Source organism: Prosthecobacter sp., assembly GCF_044227185.1.
Taxonomy (GTDB): Bacteria; Verrucomicrobiota; Verrucomicrobiia; order Verrucomicrobiales; family Verrucomicrobiaceae; genus Prosthecobacter.
The window spans coordinates 206,732-220,465 of the sequence record NZ_JBGAFO010000003.1; the positions used below are offsets into that span (position 1 = coordinate 206,732).

Genomic DNA, 13,734 nt, shown 5'->3' on the forward strand with positions numbered 1-13,734 from the left:
ATGCGCAAGCTCGCCCCGGGAAAAGGCTGAACCTGCTCGGTTTTGCCCTGATGGAGGTACAGCGGCCCAAAGAAGAACGACCATGAAACCGCACCCAATAAACAAGCAACGCATTCCCGGCGGCCTCTACGGCTCTCTGGTCGGTGATGCTCTCGGCGTCCCCGTGGAGTTTGCCGGACGCGAGGCACGAACAAAAGACCCGGTGCTAGGCATGCGTGCCTATGGTGTGCACCACCAGCCTGCCGGCACGTGGAGCGATGACGGCTCTCTGCTGCTCTGCGCTGTCGAAAGTCTCGTGGAAAAAGGCTTTGATGCGCAGGACATGGGCGAGCGCTTTCTTCAGTGGTTCGAGCTCGGCCACTGGGCCGCACACGGCCTCGTCTTTGACATCGGCATCGCCACCCGGCAGGCCTTGCTCCGCATCCGTAACGGCACCCCGGCGCTTCAGGCCGGCGGTCGTGGCGTTTACGACAACGGCAACGGCTCCCTCATGCGCATTCTGCCCGTCGCGCTGGCAAGCCTTGAGCAGGATGACAACACTTTCATGACCCGCATCTCGCAGGCGTCAGTCATCACCCATGGACACCCGCGCTCGCAGATGGCCTGCGTCTTCCACGGTCTCGTGGTCCGCGGCTTGGTGCGGGGCGCAAATCCTCAATCTGCCCTCGCAAATGCTCAGGCAGATTTTCAACGTCTCTATGCTGATGAAGAAGAGCTCGGCACCTTCCGCGATCTCCTCCACAGTGATCTCGCATCTCGGCCAGAGATTCACATTCACTCCAGTGGCTACGTCATCGACACCCTCACCGCTTCGCTTTGGTGCCTGCTGTCCACCACCAGCTTCTCTGACTGTGTACTCAAAGCCGTGAACCTCGGCGACGACACCGACACCACCGGCTGCGTGGCCGGTGGACTTGCCGGGCTGCATTACGGATTCGATGCGATTCCTGCGGAGTGGCGCCTGGCTCTGCCGCGCCAGCAGGATCTAAAGATTCTCGTGGGCCAGTTTGAAAAAAACTCTGCTGCCAAAACTCACGTGAACCATTCATGAATCCTCCCGCCCTCCAGCAGCAGATCGATTTCGACATCGCCCGTCTGGCGTCGGATTTCCCGCCCGTCTGGCGGCATCCTCACAAGCAGGCCGTCTATGACCTCGTGCTTTCTGAAGGCGAGGCCCCGGGCGGGACCCTGCGCTACACCCGTTGGGAGCTGGCGCCTCTGCCAGATGAAGCACCGCTGCATGCATGCGACTTCAAAGCCGAGACCGGCTTCTTCACCTACCGCGATTCCGCACCCGGCATCTGGCATCTCAACTTCGCCGACCCGCGTCTTTTCGCCGCCTATGGCTCACCGCTCATGGCGCAGGATGAATGGCAGGTGCTCGAGCATCCCGTGCTCGGTTCCTTGCGCGAGGCACTGCTTCATGATCAGCAGCCCGCTCTCACACGCGAAAACGGCATCAGCACCCCCGTGCTTATTTCCAATGTGCCACGCCAGTGCTCCTTGGATCTCTCCGGCGCTGCTGCACTGAAGGGCGTCGCATTATCCTGGTGGCAGATCCTCGTCAGCCCATTTTGGTCTGGGGTGAAAACGAACCCGCTGTATGGCAATGCCTTTCAGCACGCCAGCACCGCCGAGGTGCTGCGCACGATCACCGTTCTGAATCGGTCGTCCAACATCATCGCCATCTCCGCTCCCACCGGCACGGGCGCTTATTCACGCAGGCAGATCACCGATATTCTGCAGACCGCCGGCAGCGGCTTCATGGCTGCAGTGCTTGAATCCACCCGCCAAAACGTCTCATCAGATCAGGTCACCATCCACACCGGCTGGTGGGGCTGCGGAGCCTTCGGCGGCAACCGCACCCTTATGGCTTTGCTTCAGATGCTCGCCGCAAAGATGGCCGGTATCGCACACCTGACCTTCCACATCGGCCCCGACCGCGACCTCTTCCACTTCGACGAAGCCCGCGCCTTCCTCGACCTCGTCACCAACAACGACCGTCTCACTCATCTCCCTTCCATCCTCGATGAAATCGAAAAGCTCCACTTCAGCTGGGGCCAAAGCGACGGCAACTGATCCTGTTCCCATGACTGCCACTTCCAATCACGAACGACTCCAGCGTGCTCTGCTGTCTCTCGACGGCTTGTCAGTCGGCGATGCGTTCGGACAGAGTTTCTTCTTTGTCACCCCAGTCACTGCGGATCAGCGGCTTGAAGGGCGTTTCATTCCGCCACCTCCATGGTTCTTTACCGATGACACAGTGATGGCTGTCGCCATCGTCCGCAGCTTGCAACAGCATGACGGTATTGTCCCTGGCTGGCTTGCTTTGGAGTTTGCTGCGCAATACGCCAAAGAGCCTGATCGCGGTTACGGCGGCACTGCACGCGGCATCTTGCAATCCATCGGTGAAGGTGTGCCATGGCAGGAGGCCGCAGGCCGCGTCTTTGATGGTGAAGGCTCCTGCGGCAATGGCGGTGCCATGCGTGCTGCACCCATTGGCGCTTATTTTGCGGATGATCTGACGCTTCTCATCTCACATGCCCGAGATTCCGCCAAAGTCACCCATGCCCATGAAGATGGTCAGACGGGCGCCATAGCTGTGGCGCTCGCCGCAGCCTGGATGGTCACACAGCATGATGCGTCCAAAAAGAAAGATCATGAATTGATCAAATTCGTTCTCGCCAATCTTCCTCAAACCGAAACCTACTGGCGTGTTAAAAAAGCACTGACTTTGCCGCTTGATCTTTCACCAAAAACAGCCGCCCTGATTTTGGGCAATGGCTCCCAGGTGATTTCTTCCGATACCGTGCCTTTCTGTCTCTGGTGCGCGTGCCGCCATCTCGACGACTATACCGAAGCCCTGTGGGCTGCGGTTTCGGTGTATGGAGATATGGATACCAACTGCGCCATTGTCGGCAGCTTGGTCGCACTCGCCACCGGCCGTGCAGGAATTCCAGACGAATGGCTCGCCTCCCGCGAACCTCTGAATCTCAACACCGGGGAAGGGGAGAAAGCATGAAACTCCCTTTCTTCACTCAGCTCGAACCCGCTAAAAATGTTCTCATCGCTGGCGCAGGAGGCGGCTTCGATGTGTTCGCTGGCCTGCCGCTCTTCTTCTGGCTCCGCAGCCAGGGCAAAACCGTGCATCTTGCAAACTGGTCCTTTTCAGATCTCTCTTTTTGCGAGAACAAACCCCTGCCGCAACTCTCTGTCGTCCGTGGCAACACCTCCGGTTCGTCCGAATACTTCCCTGAGAAGTATCTCGCGCAATGGCTGGAATCCGAAGGCCAGGATACTCCCATTCATGCCCTCCAGCCAGGCGGCGTTCGGCCCGTCCGTGCAGCTTATGAATGGCTCGCTGCCACCTTGAACTTCGACACCCTCATCCTCATCGATGGCGGCACGGACATCCTCATGCGCGGAGACGAATGTGGACTCGGCACCCCGCAGGAAGACATCGCGTCTCTCGCCGCCGCTCACTCATTGCCTTCGGACATTCGAAAATTTGTCGTCTGTCTTGGGCTTGGCGTGGATGCTTATCATGGTGTCTGCCATGCGCACTTCCTCGAAAACGCCGCAGCGCTCTCAGCCATCGGTGGTCATCTCGGCACCTGGAGCCTCCTTTGGGAGATGCCAGAAGCGCAAAAATATGCCGCCGCAGTGGAGTTCGTTCACGGCTGCATGCCACGGCGATCCAGCATTGTAAACGGCAGCATCGTCAACGCCGTCAAAGGCCTCTTCGGGGATGTCCATACCACCACCCGCACCCAAGGCTCGCGTCTGTTTATCAATCCGCTCATGAGCCAGCACTGGGCCTTCGACCTCGACTCCGTGGCCCGCAAAAGCCGCTACCTCGATCGCATTCAAACCACAGACACCTACAGCGAACTGACCTTTCGCATCTCAAACTATCACAATCAGCAAAAGCTCCGTCCATGGATGGACATACCTATTTAGAAATTGAATGAACCCTGAACAGACAACCCGCACTAGCAAGTTCCTCAGCCTGGTGCTGCGCCATCAGCCCGAAACCGCTCACATCACCCTCGACACCGCAGGCTGGGTGAGTGTCGAAGATCTGCTGACCGGCTGCGCCAAAGCCAGGCGCACGATGAGCCGCGCCGATCTCGATCACATCGTCGCCACCAACGCCAAAAAACGTTTCGAGTTCAGTCCCGATGGCACCCGCATCCGCGCCAGCCAGGGACACTCCGTGGAGGTGGATCTGAACTACGAACCCAAGCCCCCGCCCGCCATCCTCTATCACGGCACCGCCACGCGCTTCCTCGAAAACATCCGCACTCAGGGCCTTCTGAAAATGCAGCGCCATCACGTGCACCTCGCAGCAGAAACAAAGATGACCATGGAAGTTGGCGGACGGCATGGGAAGCCCGTCCTCCTCACCATCCTCGCCACGAAGATGCACAAGGCAGGCCACAGCTTTTACCTCAGCACCAACAACGTCTGGCTCGTGGACCACGTGCCGCCGCAGTTCATCCGCTTTCCATGAGCCAGTTCGTGCCCGTTCAATACATCGTTGGCGATGCCACACAACCAGATGCCATCGGGCAGGTGATCGTTGCACATGTTTGCAATGACACCGGTGGCTGGGGAGCAGGATTCGTCCTGGCCTTGTCAAAGCGTTGGAAACAGCCTGAGCAGCAGTACCGCCAGTGGCGCCATGATGGAGCCGCCGGCTCCGCACCGTTTGCACTCGGCGAAGTCCAGTTTGTCCGTGTGGGCGAAAACATCACCGTGGCCAACATGATCGGTCAGCACGGCATTCGTCGCATTGCCGGTCAGCCCCCCATTCGATACGCCGCCATCGATCAGGCTTTGATCCGCGTCGCGGAGGAAGCCTCGCGGCAAAACGCAGGTGTGCACATGCCACGCATCGGCTGCGGTCTGGCCGGTGGTTCCTGGGACGAGATCGAGCCCCTGATTTTCTCCCGCCTCAGCAGCCGAGGCATTCCTGTGACAATTTACGATTTAACAGCATGAACACCGCCGTCACTCTGAAAGCCCTCCAGGCAGACATCACCACCCTTGATGTGGATGCCATCGTCAATGCCGCCAACACTTCGCTGCTGGGCGGTGGCGGTGTGGATGGAGCGATCCATCGCGCCGCCGGGCCCGGTCTCCTGGCCGAGTGTCGCATGCTGAACGGCTGCCGCACCGGCGAAGCGAAGATGACTCAAGGCTACCGTCTCAAAGCGCGGCACATCATTCACACGGTGGGGCCCGTCTGGAACGGCGGCACCCAAGGGGAGCCAGAGAAGCTGCGCAGTTGTTATGCAAACTCGCTGCGAATCGCGGCGGAGCATCATCTCGCCAGCATCGCCTTTCCCTGCATTTCCACGGGCGTCTATCGCTTCCCACCCGATCTGGCGGCGCAGATTGCCGTGGAGACAGTTCGCGACTTCCTCGCCACGCCGTCCTCACTAAAGCAGGTCATCTTCTGCTGCTTTGCAGAGGCGGACCGGCAGCGTTACGAGGCTCTCATCCAACCACAGTTATGAATTTCAGGCCACCCGCGAGCCGAAACTGCGGATTTCGCATGTCCCCGCTCGACGCCGTGATTCTCATGGCAGGTGCATGCCTATCCTGGTGGCTTGCCACTCAGTCCTTCCCGCTCTGGTGGATCGTGCCTGCGGCGCTAGGCCACTTCTTTCTCTTCTGCAATGTCTTCCTGGTTTGGCGCCGCTGGGAGCTTCTCTGGGCCGCAGTGTTTGTGCTCAATGTCGCCACGCACCTCGCTTTCGGCAGGCTGAACTGGCTGTCGCCGCTGCTGTTTCAATTGCCAGTCACGGTCCTTGTCATTATCTGGCAGATCCGTTCGCCATGGTACCACGGTATTTTGGCGCGCCAGATCAATCCGCGCCTTGCTGACTACCTCGACGGCACACTTTAATCACTGACATGACCACCTCCCCCCTCCTCACCGATCTCTATCAGCTCACCATGGCCGCCGGATACTGGAAATGCGGCAAGGCGGAGCAGGAGGCGGTGTTTCATTTGTTCTTTCGCAAGCTGCCCTTCTCAGGCGGCTATGCCGTCGCGGCAGGGCTGGGGGATGTGGTCAAGTGGCTGCAGGGTTTCCGCTTCAGCGCGGCGGAGCTGGACTATCTGGCCACGCTGCCCGGGCGGGATGGCAGGCCGCTCTTTGAGCGCGGCTTTCTCGACTACCTCAGCACGCTCGACTGGCGCTGCGATGTGGATGCGATTCCGGAGGGAACCGTCGTCTTTCCCCATGAGCCCCTCATTCGCATCAAAGGGCCCCTCATTCAGGCGCAGCTCGTCGAAACGGCGCTGCTGAACATGATCAACTTCCAAACGCTCATCGCCACCAAGTCGGCACGCGTCTGCCTCGCTGCCCAGGGCGAGCCGGTGCTGGAGTTTGGCCTGCGGCGTGCGCAGGGTCCGGATGGCGCGGTGATGGCCAGCCGCGCCGCATTCATCGGCGGTTGTGCCTCCACGTCGAATGTTCTCGCTGGCATGACCCATGGCATTCCGGTGCGTGGTACGCATGCCCATTCATGGGTCATGTCCTTCGACACCGAGCTCGCAGCCTTTGAGGCCTACGCGCAGGCCCTGCCGAACAACTGCGTTTTCCTCGTGGACACCTACGACACCCTGGAAGGCGTGCGCCACGCCGTGGAAGCCGGCCATCATTTGCGTGATCGCGGCCATGAACTCGCCGGCATCCGCCTCGATTCCGGCGATCTCGCCTGGCTCAGCGTTGAGGCCCGCCGCATCCTCGACGAAGGCGGCTTTCCAAATGCCTTCATTGTCGCCAGCAATGACCTCGACGAGCACCTCATTGAAAGTCTGAAGCATCAGGGCTCCAGGATCGGCGTGTGGGGTGTGGGCACCCAGATGGTCACCGGTGGTTCGCAGCCCGCGCTTGGCGGCGTTTACAAGCTCGGCGCCATCCGCAATGCGTCAGGCGAATGGGAGCCGAAAATCAAACTCAGCGAGCAAGCCGTCAAAGTCAGCAATCCCGGCATCCAGCAGGTGCGCCGCTTCACCCTGAACGGCGAATTTCGTGGCGACGCCATTTTTGATGAAGAGCACGGCTGCCCCGCATCCGTGGAGATCATTCACCCCAGCGATCCCACCCGCAGCAAGCACATCCCTGAAGGAGCCGCCCACGAAGACCTGCTGCAGCCAGTTTTCCGCGCCGGAAAACTCATCGCCGCTCTGCCCACGCTGCCGCAGATCCAAACACGCTGCCGTGAACAGCTCGCTCATCTTCATGACACGGTGAAGCGCCTCCAGCATCCGCATGCCTATCCTGCGGGAATCGAGCGCACCCTGTACGAGCAAAAGATGCAGCTCATCCAGAAGGCCAGAACGTGAACACACCCGCGCAAACCACGCAGCCTCTCATCGCCGCTCTGGACGTTTGCTACCATGAACACGGCGCGACTGCCGCCGCCGTCTTGTTTGAGAAGTGGGCGGATGACAGGCCCATCTCCCAGGAGCTGTGCCAGATCTCGCAGGTGGCAGAATACGAACCGGGACACTTCTACCGGCGCGAGCTTCCATGCCTGCTTGAAGTCCTCAAACGCCTGCCTCAGCCACCCGGCATCATCGTGGTGGATGGCCACGTCTGGCTTCGCCCTGGCGAGCCCGGCTTGGGCTGGCATCTGCATGAAGCCACCGGTATTCCGGTCATCGGTGTCGCCAAAACCTCTTTTGATGGTTCGCCCCATGCCGCCCACGTCCTGCGTGGCGACAGCCATCGTCCCTTGTTTGTCACCACCATCGGCATGCCACAGCAGGAGGCTGTGGAGCACATTCACTCCATGCACGGCAGCTTCCGCATGCCCACTTTGCTCAAGCTTGTTGACCACCTGTGCCGCACAGGGTGCACCGAATCCGAACGTCCTCCTCCATGAAAACCCTCCTCCTCATCGACATTCAGAACGACTTCATGCCCGGAGGCGCTCTCGCCGTCACTGGCGGCGATGAAATCATCCCCATCGTCAACCAGCTCATTCCCCAGTTCCACCTCGTTGTCGCCACCCAGGACTGGCATCCCGCGGATCACGGCAGCTTTGCCGCCAATCATCCCGGGAAAAACATCTTTGACCAAATCACTCTCGACGGCCTGCCGCAGACGCTCTGGCCTGTGCACTGCGTGCAAAACACGGGCGGCGCGCTCTTCGCTCCAGGTCTTGACACTCAAAGCATCGCCCGCGTCTTCACCAAAGGCATGAACCCGCGCATCGACAGCTACAGCGGCTTTTACGACAACGGCCACCGCGCCTCGACCGGCATGGCAGGGTGGCTGAAATCCCAGGGCGTCCACGAGCTCCACGTCGCCGGTGTCGCCACCGACTACTGCGTCAAATTCACCGTCCTCGATGCCCTCGCCGAAGGCTTCGCCGTCACCGTCCTCACCTCCGCCTGCCGCGGCGTCAATCTCCAGCCCGGAGATGTGGACCGCGCCCTCGCGGAAATGCGGGCCGCAGGTGCCGTGATCCAAAGTTGATTCACCTGGCCACAAAAAAGCCCGCGCTCAGCATGGCTGCGGAGCGCGGGCGTGAGGGGTGGCGTGTTATTGCGCCAGGAAGCCGCCATCCACATTCAGGGAGGCACCCGTGATGAAGGACGCCGCATCGCTTGCCAGGAACAGCACTGGATTGGCGATCTCCTCCGAACGACCTCCGCGGCCGATAGGATGCAGGGAGCGCATGTAGTTGGCCGCTTCTTCGTTGCCACCGGTGAAGCGTTCGAACATGTCGGTCTCGATCACAGCGGGTGCCACGGCGTTCACTCGGATGCCCTGCTTGGCATATTCCATGGCTGCAGCCTTCGTCAGGCCTTCCACAGCATGCTTGCTGGCGACATAGACACTGGCTCCGCCCATGCCGATATGCCCGGCGACACTGCTCGTGTTGATAATCACACCACCGTCCTGCTTCAGCATCACCGGAATCTCATGCTTCATCGAGGTGATCACACCCCACACATTGATGTCAAAGGTGCGGCGGTAGTCCGCCTCGTTGACGTCCACGATCGGGCCGGTGAGTTCGATGCCCGCGTTGTTGAAAGCCACATCGAGGCGGCCATACGTTTCCACCGTTTTAGCCACGAGCGCCGCCACGTCAGCCTCCTTGGCCACGTCTGCTTTCACGAAGGTGGCCTCGCCACCCGCGGCTTTGATTTCGGCCACCACGGCCTGGCCTTCCGCTTCACGCCGGCCGCTGACGACCACTTTCGCCCCGGCTTTGCCGAAGGCGAGAGCACTGGTTTTGCCGATGCCGCTGGTGGCTCCGGTGATGAGAACAACTTTGTTTTGGAATGAGGTTTGCATATGGGTTTGGTCCTGAGGGATGGATGTTGGGAGTGAGATGGATTTAAGCTTTGCCGCCGAAGCTGACATAGTCGTCAAAGTCGAGGTAATCGAACCAGGTGCCGATATCTTCACGCGCCTCGCCGCCTGATTTGGCAATCTGCGCGCTGATGTACTCGCGGCTTTCGTTGTCAGCCGGCACTGCGCTTTCGCGGAAACGGCTCCACTGGGCGATCTCATAGTCGCTGCGTTTATACAGCGCGCTCTTTTCGAGCCAGGAGAACATCTCGGCGTCTCCCAGGCCCTTGGCCGCTTCGGTCTTCAGCGCTTCGTGGTCGATGCCGGTGAAGCTGAGAAAGCGCTGATCCAGCGGGCAGTTGTAGTGATACTCGCCGTTTTTGCCGGCGATCTCGGCGCGGCATTTGTCGAGCAGGCGGGGCAGGAGCACATAGCCGCCAAGGCGGACACGTGGGCTGCGTGGGGGACGTTGCGTGAGGTCGGTGGACATGAGGGTGGTGTGTTTGAGTTTGGTTTTGGTTTTGGGTGGGAAAAAATCAGGCGGTCAGCGCGGCTTCCAGGACGCCCTTGCTCTTCACACCGGTGATGGTGTTCACGGGCTGGCCGTCTTTGAAGACGATGAGCGTGGGGATCGCGCGGATGCCAAAGCGCTCCTGCAGTTCGGGATAGGCGTCGATGTCCACCTTTGCGATGGTGGCGCGTCCAGCCTGCTCGGAGGCAAGCTGGTCGAGAACGGGCGACATCATCTTGCAAGGACCGCACCACTCTGCCCAGAAGTCCACAAGGACGGGCTGGTCAGTGCTGGCGAGTGTGGCATCAAAAGTTTCGGTAGTGAGTGCGATGGGTTTCATAGGTTTGTTCAGGTTTAGATTAGACCGGTCGGTTTATTAGGCGGCAAAAAGAAAATCACGGCGTGAGCAGATTGCGAATGAAGGCCAGCGCCTCGCGTGGCGGAGTGGCATCACGGGAGACAGCGGAGCGCTGCATGGCCCCGTTCCACAGGTCGTGAATGATGCCGGCTGCTTCAGCAGGGCGCACGCTTTTGGCGATCTTCTTTTTATCAATGCCCTCCTGCAGCACCTGCGCCAGGAGGGCGATCCATTCGCGATTTCCAGCCGCGAGCACCTCGCGCATCCCTTCGCTCATGTCCGCCACCTCGGCCGCCAGCTTGAGCACCAGACAGGGGCATTTCCCCTTCGTTTCCAGCACGCGGCAGATGTTCCCTTCAAAGAAGCTCAGCAGCCGGCGCAGAGGATCGGGCTCAGGCGTGGGAGAAAGCAGCATCTCCTTCTTGTAGGCCGTGGCATCGGCCACGTAATGCTTCAGCAGTTCCACACCAAACTGCTCCTTGGATTTGAAATGGTGGTAAAAGGAACCCTTGGGCACTTTCACCGCCTCCAGAATTTCAGTCAGTCCGACCGAGTGAAAGCTCTTCTCGAGCATCAGCCCTTCGGCTGCGTCGAGAATGCGTTCTTTGGTCGTTCGGTCGCTCATGATGGGAGAATGATTAGACTGATTGGTCTAATTCGTCAAAGTCTTTTTTCAGCCCCTGCCAAAAAGCGTGCAGAAAAGGCCGGCATGGTGAATCTTCCCCGTATGAGCCTCCGCAATCCCCACCTCGAAGTCAGCATTGGCACGCAGCGCCTGCGCTTGTTTGATGACCTTCGGCTCGTGCATGAGTGGCCGTGCAGCACCTCGAAGTTTGGCATCGGCTTTACCGAGGGCAGCAACAAGACGCCTCTGGGCCGGTTCATCGTCAAAGAAAAGCACGGCGCCGGCGCGGACAGCGGCACCATCTTCAAGGCACGCCAGCCCGTCGGACACTGGCGGCCGGGGATGGAAACAAGCTCCGATCTTGTGCTCACCCGCATTCTCTGGCTGCACGGCACCGAGCCGCGCAATGAGAACACCTTTCAGCGCTACATCTACATCCACGGCACCAATGACGAGGCCAGCATCGGCCGCCCCGCCAGCCATGGCTGCGTGCGCATGAGGAATCATGAGATGATCGACCTCTTTGACCGCGTGCCAGTGGGCACTCCGGTGTGGATCGAGGAATAAATAAGGACGGCGGCGGCGCTTCACTTCAGCAGTCCCAGCGACTTCAGAAAAACATCCGTCTTCTGCATCGTGTCGTCGAGCAGCGCCTTGCTCCGCATGAGGTAGCCATGGGCTCCACCCTCGTTCACATCCAGCTCGCAGCGGTTGCCCGCCTTCAGCATCGCCTCGTGGAATGCCTTGGCGCCGGCAAAGGGCGTGACGGTGTCTCCCGTGCCGTGAAAGATGAGCGTGGGCGGCAGGCCCGCGCGCACGTGATGCACCGGGGACAGCTCCTGCCAGCGTTCGCCGATCTTGGCATTGCCATAGCCTTCCTTGGAGGTGTCGATCACTGGAAACAGAAGCACCAGCGCATTGGGCGAGGCTGAAACTTTGAGGTCATCGGTGTCTTCATTGACGCCGTCAAAAAGAGCCGTGGCCGCCGCAAGATGTCCGCCTGCGGAACCTCCGCTCACAATGATTTTTTGCGGGTCGATCCCCAGCTCCGCCGCGTGAGAGCGGATGTAGCGCACGGCGGAGCGCGCGTCCTTCACGCAGTCAAAGACACTGACACCCGTCTTCTGGCTGTGCAGCCGGTACTGCATGCTGATGCCCACGAGGCCCAGCTCCGCATAATGCGCGGCGAAGGGATACATGCGCTGGGGCGTGCCGCCTGTCCATCCACCTCCATGGATCACCAGAAAGCATGCCCGGCCGTCACCGGCTTTGAATCCCTCCGGCTCAAAGACGTGAAGCTGCAGCTCATTGTCGCCGATCTTCTTATAGGGCAGTACGCGCGTCGGTTTGAGCTTGGCGGCCGCCTGATCCGTGGCATCCGGCGTCGCTTTCCTGGCGGCGGGCTTGACGCCCGGTGCGGCGTCTTGGGCGCTCAGCAAGGTGGCGGTGAGAAACAGCGCGAGGCAGAGAGATTTCGTGGGCATGTGCATGGCCTGCTAGGAACGGCACGTCACGTGCGGCCTTTCACCGCGGTACAGCGCTCTTCGCCAGGTCGGGGTCGCCCTGTTCGCGCCGCCATTCCGCCAGTCTGGCTTTCAGTTCATCGCGTTTGTTCGCATGCGCGGCGTCAGCGCTCAGGTCATGCAGCTCATCCGGATCCTTTTGCAGATCAAAGAGCTGCTCGCGCCCCGCCTTTGGGTACAGCACCAATTTCCAGCGTTCATCGCAGATCATGCGCTGCGTGTCCGTAAAAACGCCGGTGACAAACTCATGCACGCGCTCCGTCTGGTGCCGCAGCAGCGGCGCGAGACTTTTCGACTGCACCGTCGCTGGAACCGGCACGCCGGCCAGCTCGCACAGCGTGGGAAATATGTCATTCAGATTCACCAGCGCAGCACTGCGCTCACCTTTTGGCAGACCGGGGCCGCAGATGATCATCGGGCTGCGGATGCTGTGCTCATACTCGTTCTGCTTGCCCAGCAGACCATGGCTGCCGAGCGCCAGGCCTTGATCACTGGTGAAAATGATGATCGTCTCCTCCGGCGCCGGCAGCGCGGCGAGGATGCGGCCGAGCTGGGCGTCCAGGTCCGTGATCATGGCGTAGTAGATCGCGAGCTCCTCCCGCACAGCGCTCTCCGTGCGGGGCGTCGGCAGCAGCAGCTCATCGCGACCGTTGATGTTGCCGTGATCAAAAGGATGCTGCGGCGCAAAGTTGGCCGGCAGCACCATCTTCGCGGCGGCGTAGCGGTCCTTCATGCCCTCCGGCCACTGCCTCGGGTCATGCGGAAAGGCAAAATTCACGTGAAGAAAGAGCGGCCTGTCTTTCGGTGCGGTTTGAATCGCGTGAATGGCACCATCCGCGATGTGGCGGCTGTTGTCCCGCTGAAGGCCGACGCCTTTGTCGAGTTCCGCCTGGTTGTTCTCGTCCTTGAATGTCCAGCCGCGGTAGCCCGTCAGCGGACGGCCACGGTCATCCACGTCCGGCTGCGTGGCGCCTTTTCCGCCACCGCTGGAGTAGAGCCCGCTCGTCGCCGTGTAACCGCGCTGTGTGGGGTGCCCGTCATTGTGCCATTTTCCGGTGTAGCAGGTGTGGTATCCGGCCTTCTGCAGCGTGCCGCCGAGCGTGGCCAGGCGGGGATCGATCGCGCCTGCGGGATATTTCGGCAGTGCCTTGAAAGCTGGATTGCCAGTCAGAATCTGCGCCCGGCTCACATGGCAGATGGGGTAGCCCGCATACGCCCGCGAGAAAGAAGTGCCGCTGGCGGCGAGGCGGTCAAGAGTGGGGGTTTCAATGAGCGCATTGCCGAGCGCATGCACCGTGTCAGGCCGCTGGTCATCAGCCACGATCAGCAGAATGTTTGGCGCCGCGTGAAGACCGGTGCCGAGGGTCAGGATGAGAAGAAGCAGCGCGCGCATGG

General features: G+C 60.5%; 18 protein-coding genes. 12 read left to right on the forward strand and 6 right to left on the reverse strand.

All coding sequences use genetic code 11. The features are described 5' to 3' along the window. The first annotated feature begins 82 nt into the window (after positions 1-82). From ACILSQ_RS08615 to pncA, 11 genes are read left to right on the forward strand one after another with little or no spacing between them, the layout of a single operon-like run. On the forward strand, positions 83-1,051 hold the full coding sequence (locus ACILSQ_RS08615) for an ADP-ribosylglycohydrolase family protein (protein WP_395743194.1): 969 nt from the start codon (positions 83-85) through the stop codon (positions 1,049-1,051). Beyond that, complete coding sequence (locus tag ACILSQ_RS08620) at positions 1,048-2,079, forward strand: hypothetical protein (RefSeq protein ID WP_395743195.1); 1,032 nt, start codon at positions 1,048-1,050, stop codon at positions 2,077-2,079. The genes ACILSQ_RS08615 and ACILSQ_RS08620 overlap by 4 nt, the downstream gene beginning before the upstream one ends. 10 nt (positions 2,080-2,089) lie before the next feature. Beyond that, positions 2,090-3,022 (forward strand): ADP-ribosylglycohydrolase family protein, encoded by a 933-nt coding sequence (locus ACILSQ_RS08625; protein WP_395743196.1) that lies wholly within the window; start codon positions 2,090-2,092, stop codon positions 3,020-3,022. Next, positions 3,019-3,960: a DUF1152 domain-containing protein gene (locus ACILSQ_RS08630; RefSeq protein ID WP_395743197.1), complete on the forward strand. Its 942-nt coding sequence runs from the start codon at positions 3,019-3,021 to the stop codon at positions 3,958-3,960. Before ACILSQ_RS08625 ends, ACILSQ_RS08630 begins: the two co-directional genes overlap by 4 nt. 7 nt (positions 3,961-3,967) lie before the next feature. Continuing rightward, entirely contained in the window at positions 3,968-4,513 is a 546-nt protein-coding gene (locus tag ACILSQ_RS08635) for an RNA 2'-phosphotransferase (protein WP_395743198.1), read from the forward strand. Next, a complete protein-coding gene (locus tag ACILSQ_RS08640; RefSeq protein ID WP_395743199.1) occupies positions 4,510-5,004 on the forward strand; it encodes an Appr-1-p processing protein in 495 nt (164 codons plus the stop codon). Before ACILSQ_RS08635 ends, ACILSQ_RS08640 begins: the two co-directional genes overlap by 4 nt. Next, positions 5,001-5,522, forward strand: coding sequence for an O-acetyl-ADP-ribose deacetylase (locus ACILSQ_RS08645; RefSeq protein ID WP_395743200.1), 522 nt, complete (start codon positions 5,001-5,003; stop codon positions 5,520-5,522). The genes ACILSQ_RS08640 and ACILSQ_RS08645 overlap by 4 nt, the downstream gene beginning before the upstream one ends. A 38-nt stretch (positions 5,523-5,560) precedes the next feature. Then, positions 5,561-5,914: a hypothetical protein gene (locus ACILSQ_RS08650; protein ID WP_395743201.1), complete on the forward strand. Its 354-nt coding sequence runs from the start codon at positions 5,561-5,563 to the stop codon at positions 5,912-5,914. 8 nt (positions 5,915-5,922) lie between these two features. Continuing rightward, a complete protein-coding gene (locus ACILSQ_RS08655; protein ID WP_395743202.1) occupies positions 5,923-7,362 on the forward strand; it encodes a nicotinate phosphoribosyltransferase in 1,440 nt (479 codons plus the stop codon). After that, positions 7,359-7,904 carry an endonuclease V gene (locus tag ACILSQ_RS08660; protein WP_395743203.1) on the forward strand — a complete coding sequence of 182 codons (546 nt, stop codon included), beginning with the start codon at positions 7,359-7,361 and terminating at the stop codon, positions 7,902-7,904. Before ACILSQ_RS08655 ends, ACILSQ_RS08660 begins: the two co-directional genes overlap by 4 nt. Continuing rightward, positions 7,901-8,500, forward strand: coding sequence for a bifunctional nicotinamidase/pyrazinamidase (pncA, locus tag ACILSQ_RS08665; RefSeq protein ID WP_395743204.1), 600 nt, complete (start codon positions 7,901-7,903; stop codon positions 8,498-8,500). Before ACILSQ_RS08660 ends, pncA begins: the two co-directional genes overlap by 4 nt. Positions 8,501-8,566: 66 nt before the next feature. On the opposite strand, the gene ACILSQ_RS08670 is transcribed toward pncA, so the two are convergent. The 4 genes from ACILSQ_RS08670 to ACILSQ_RS08685 are packed head-to-tail and all read right to left on the reverse strand — an operon-like array spanning position 8,567 to position 10,816. Then, complete coding sequence (locus ACILSQ_RS08670) at positions 8,567-9,325, reverse strand: SDR family oxidoreductase (RefSeq protein ID WP_395743205.1); 759 nt, start codon at positions 9,323-9,325, stop codon at positions 8,567-8,569. A 43-nt stretch (positions 9,326-9,368) separates the two neighbouring features. After that, positions 9,369-9,812, reverse strand: a complete 444-nt coding sequence (locus ACILSQ_RS08675; RefSeq protein WP_395743206.1) for a DUF5069 domain-containing protein — start codon at positions 9,810-9,812, stop codon at positions 9,369-9,371. Positions 9,813-9,858: 46 nt separating this feature from the next. Next, complete coding sequence (gene trxA / locus ACILSQ_RS08680) at positions 9,859-10,173, reverse strand: thioredoxin (protein WP_395743207.1); 315 nt, start codon at positions 10,171-10,173, stop codon at positions 9,859-9,861. Between the two features lie 55 nt (positions 10,174-10,228). Further along, the gene (locus ACILSQ_RS08685; RefSeq protein WP_395743208.1) at positions 10,229-10,816 is read right to left on the reverse strand and encodes a TetR/AcrR family transcriptional regulator; all 588 of its coding nucleotides are present in this window, start codon (positions 10,814-10,816) and stop codon (positions 10,229-10,231) included. A gap of 102 nt (positions 10,817-10,918) precedes the next feature. Between ACILSQ_RS08685 and ACILSQ_RS08690 the strand changes: the two genes are divergently transcribed. After that, positions 10,919-11,383 carry a L,D-transpeptidase family protein gene (locus ACILSQ_RS08690; protein WP_395743209.1) on the forward strand — a complete coding sequence of 155 codons (465 nt, stop codon included), beginning with the start codon at positions 10,919-10,921 and terminating at the stop codon, positions 11,381-11,383. 20 nt (positions 11,384-11,403) lie between these two features. Here ACILSQ_RS08690 and ACILSQ_RS08695 read toward each other — a convergent pair whose 3' ends face one another. Then, positions 11,404-12,300, reverse strand: coding sequence for an alpha/beta hydrolase (locus tag ACILSQ_RS08695; protein WP_395743210.1), 897 nt, complete (start codon positions 12,298-12,300; stop codon positions 11,404-11,406). Positions 12,301-12,340: 40 nt separating this feature from the next. Next, a complete protein-coding gene (locus ACILSQ_RS08700) occupies positions 12,341-13,732 on the reverse strand; it encodes a sulfatase-like hydrolase/transferase (RefSeq protein WP_395743211.1) in 1,392 nt (463 codons plus the stop codon). Positions 13,733-13,734 lie beyond the last annotated feature (2 nt).

Coding starts and splice junctions, on each gene's coding strand:
- ACILSQ_RS08615 (WP_395743194.1), top strand. CDS start 83: ATGAAACCGCACCCAATAAACAAGCAACGCATTCCCGGCGGCCTCTAC.
- ACILSQ_RS08620 (WP_395743195.1), top strand. CDS start 1,048: ATGAATCCTCCCGCCCTCCAGCAGCAGATCGATTTCGACATCGCCCGT.
- ACILSQ_RS08625 (WP_395743196.1), top strand. CDS start 2,090: ATGACTGCCACTTCCAATCACGAACGACTCCAGCGTGCTCTGCTGTCT.
- ACILSQ_RS08630 (WP_395743197.1), top strand. CDS start 3,019: ATGAAACTCCCTTTCTTCACTCAGCTCGAACCCGCTAAAAATGTTCTC.
- ACILSQ_RS08635 (WP_395743198.1), top strand. CDS start 3,968: ATGAACCCTGAACAGACAACCCGCACTAGCAAGTTCCTCAGCCTGGTG.
- ACILSQ_RS08640 (WP_395743199.1), top strand. CDS start 4,510: ATGAGCCAGTTCGTGCCCGTTCAATACATCGTTGGCGATGCCACACAA.
- ACILSQ_RS08645 (WP_395743200.1), top strand. CDS start 5,001: ATGAACACCGCCGTCACTCTGAAAGCCCTCCAGGCAGACATCACCACC.
- ACILSQ_RS08650 (WP_395743201.1), top strand. CDS start 5,561: ATGTCCCCGCTCGACGCCGTGATTCTCATGGCAGGTGCATGCCTATCC.
- ACILSQ_RS08655 (WP_395743202.1), top strand. CDS start 5,923: ATGACCACCTCCCCCCTCCTCACCGATCTCTATCAGCTCACCATGGCC.
- pncA (WP_395743204.1), top strand. CDS start 7,901: ATGAAAACCCTCCTCCTCATCGACATTCAGAACGACTTCATGCCCGGA.
- ACILSQ_RS08670 (WP_395743205.1), bottom strand. CDS start 9,325: ATGCAAACCTCATTCCAAAACAAAGTTGTTCTCATCACCGGAGCCACC.
- ACILSQ_RS08675 (WP_395743206.1), bottom strand. CDS start 9,812: ATGTCCACCGACCTCACGCAACGTCCCCCACGCAGCCCACGTGTCCGC.
- trxA (WP_395743207.1), bottom strand. CDS start 10,173: ATGAAACCCATCGCACTCACTACCGAAACTTTTGATGCCACACTCGCC.
- ACILSQ_RS08685 (WP_395743208.1), bottom strand. CDS start 10,816: ATGAGCGACCGAACGACCAAAGAACGCATTCTCGACGCAGCCGAAGGG.
- ACILSQ_RS08690 (WP_395743209.1), top strand. CDS start 10,919: ATGAGCCTCCGCAATCCCCACCTCGAAGTCAGCATTGGCACGCAGCGC.
- ACILSQ_RS08695 (WP_395743210.1), bottom strand. CDS start 12,300: ATGCCCACGAAATCTCTCTGCCTCGCGCTGTTTCTCACCGCCACCTTG.
- ACILSQ_RS08700 (WP_395743211.1), bottom strand. CDS start 13,732: ATGCGCGCGCTGCTTCTTCTCATCCTGACCCTCGGCACCGGTCTTCAC.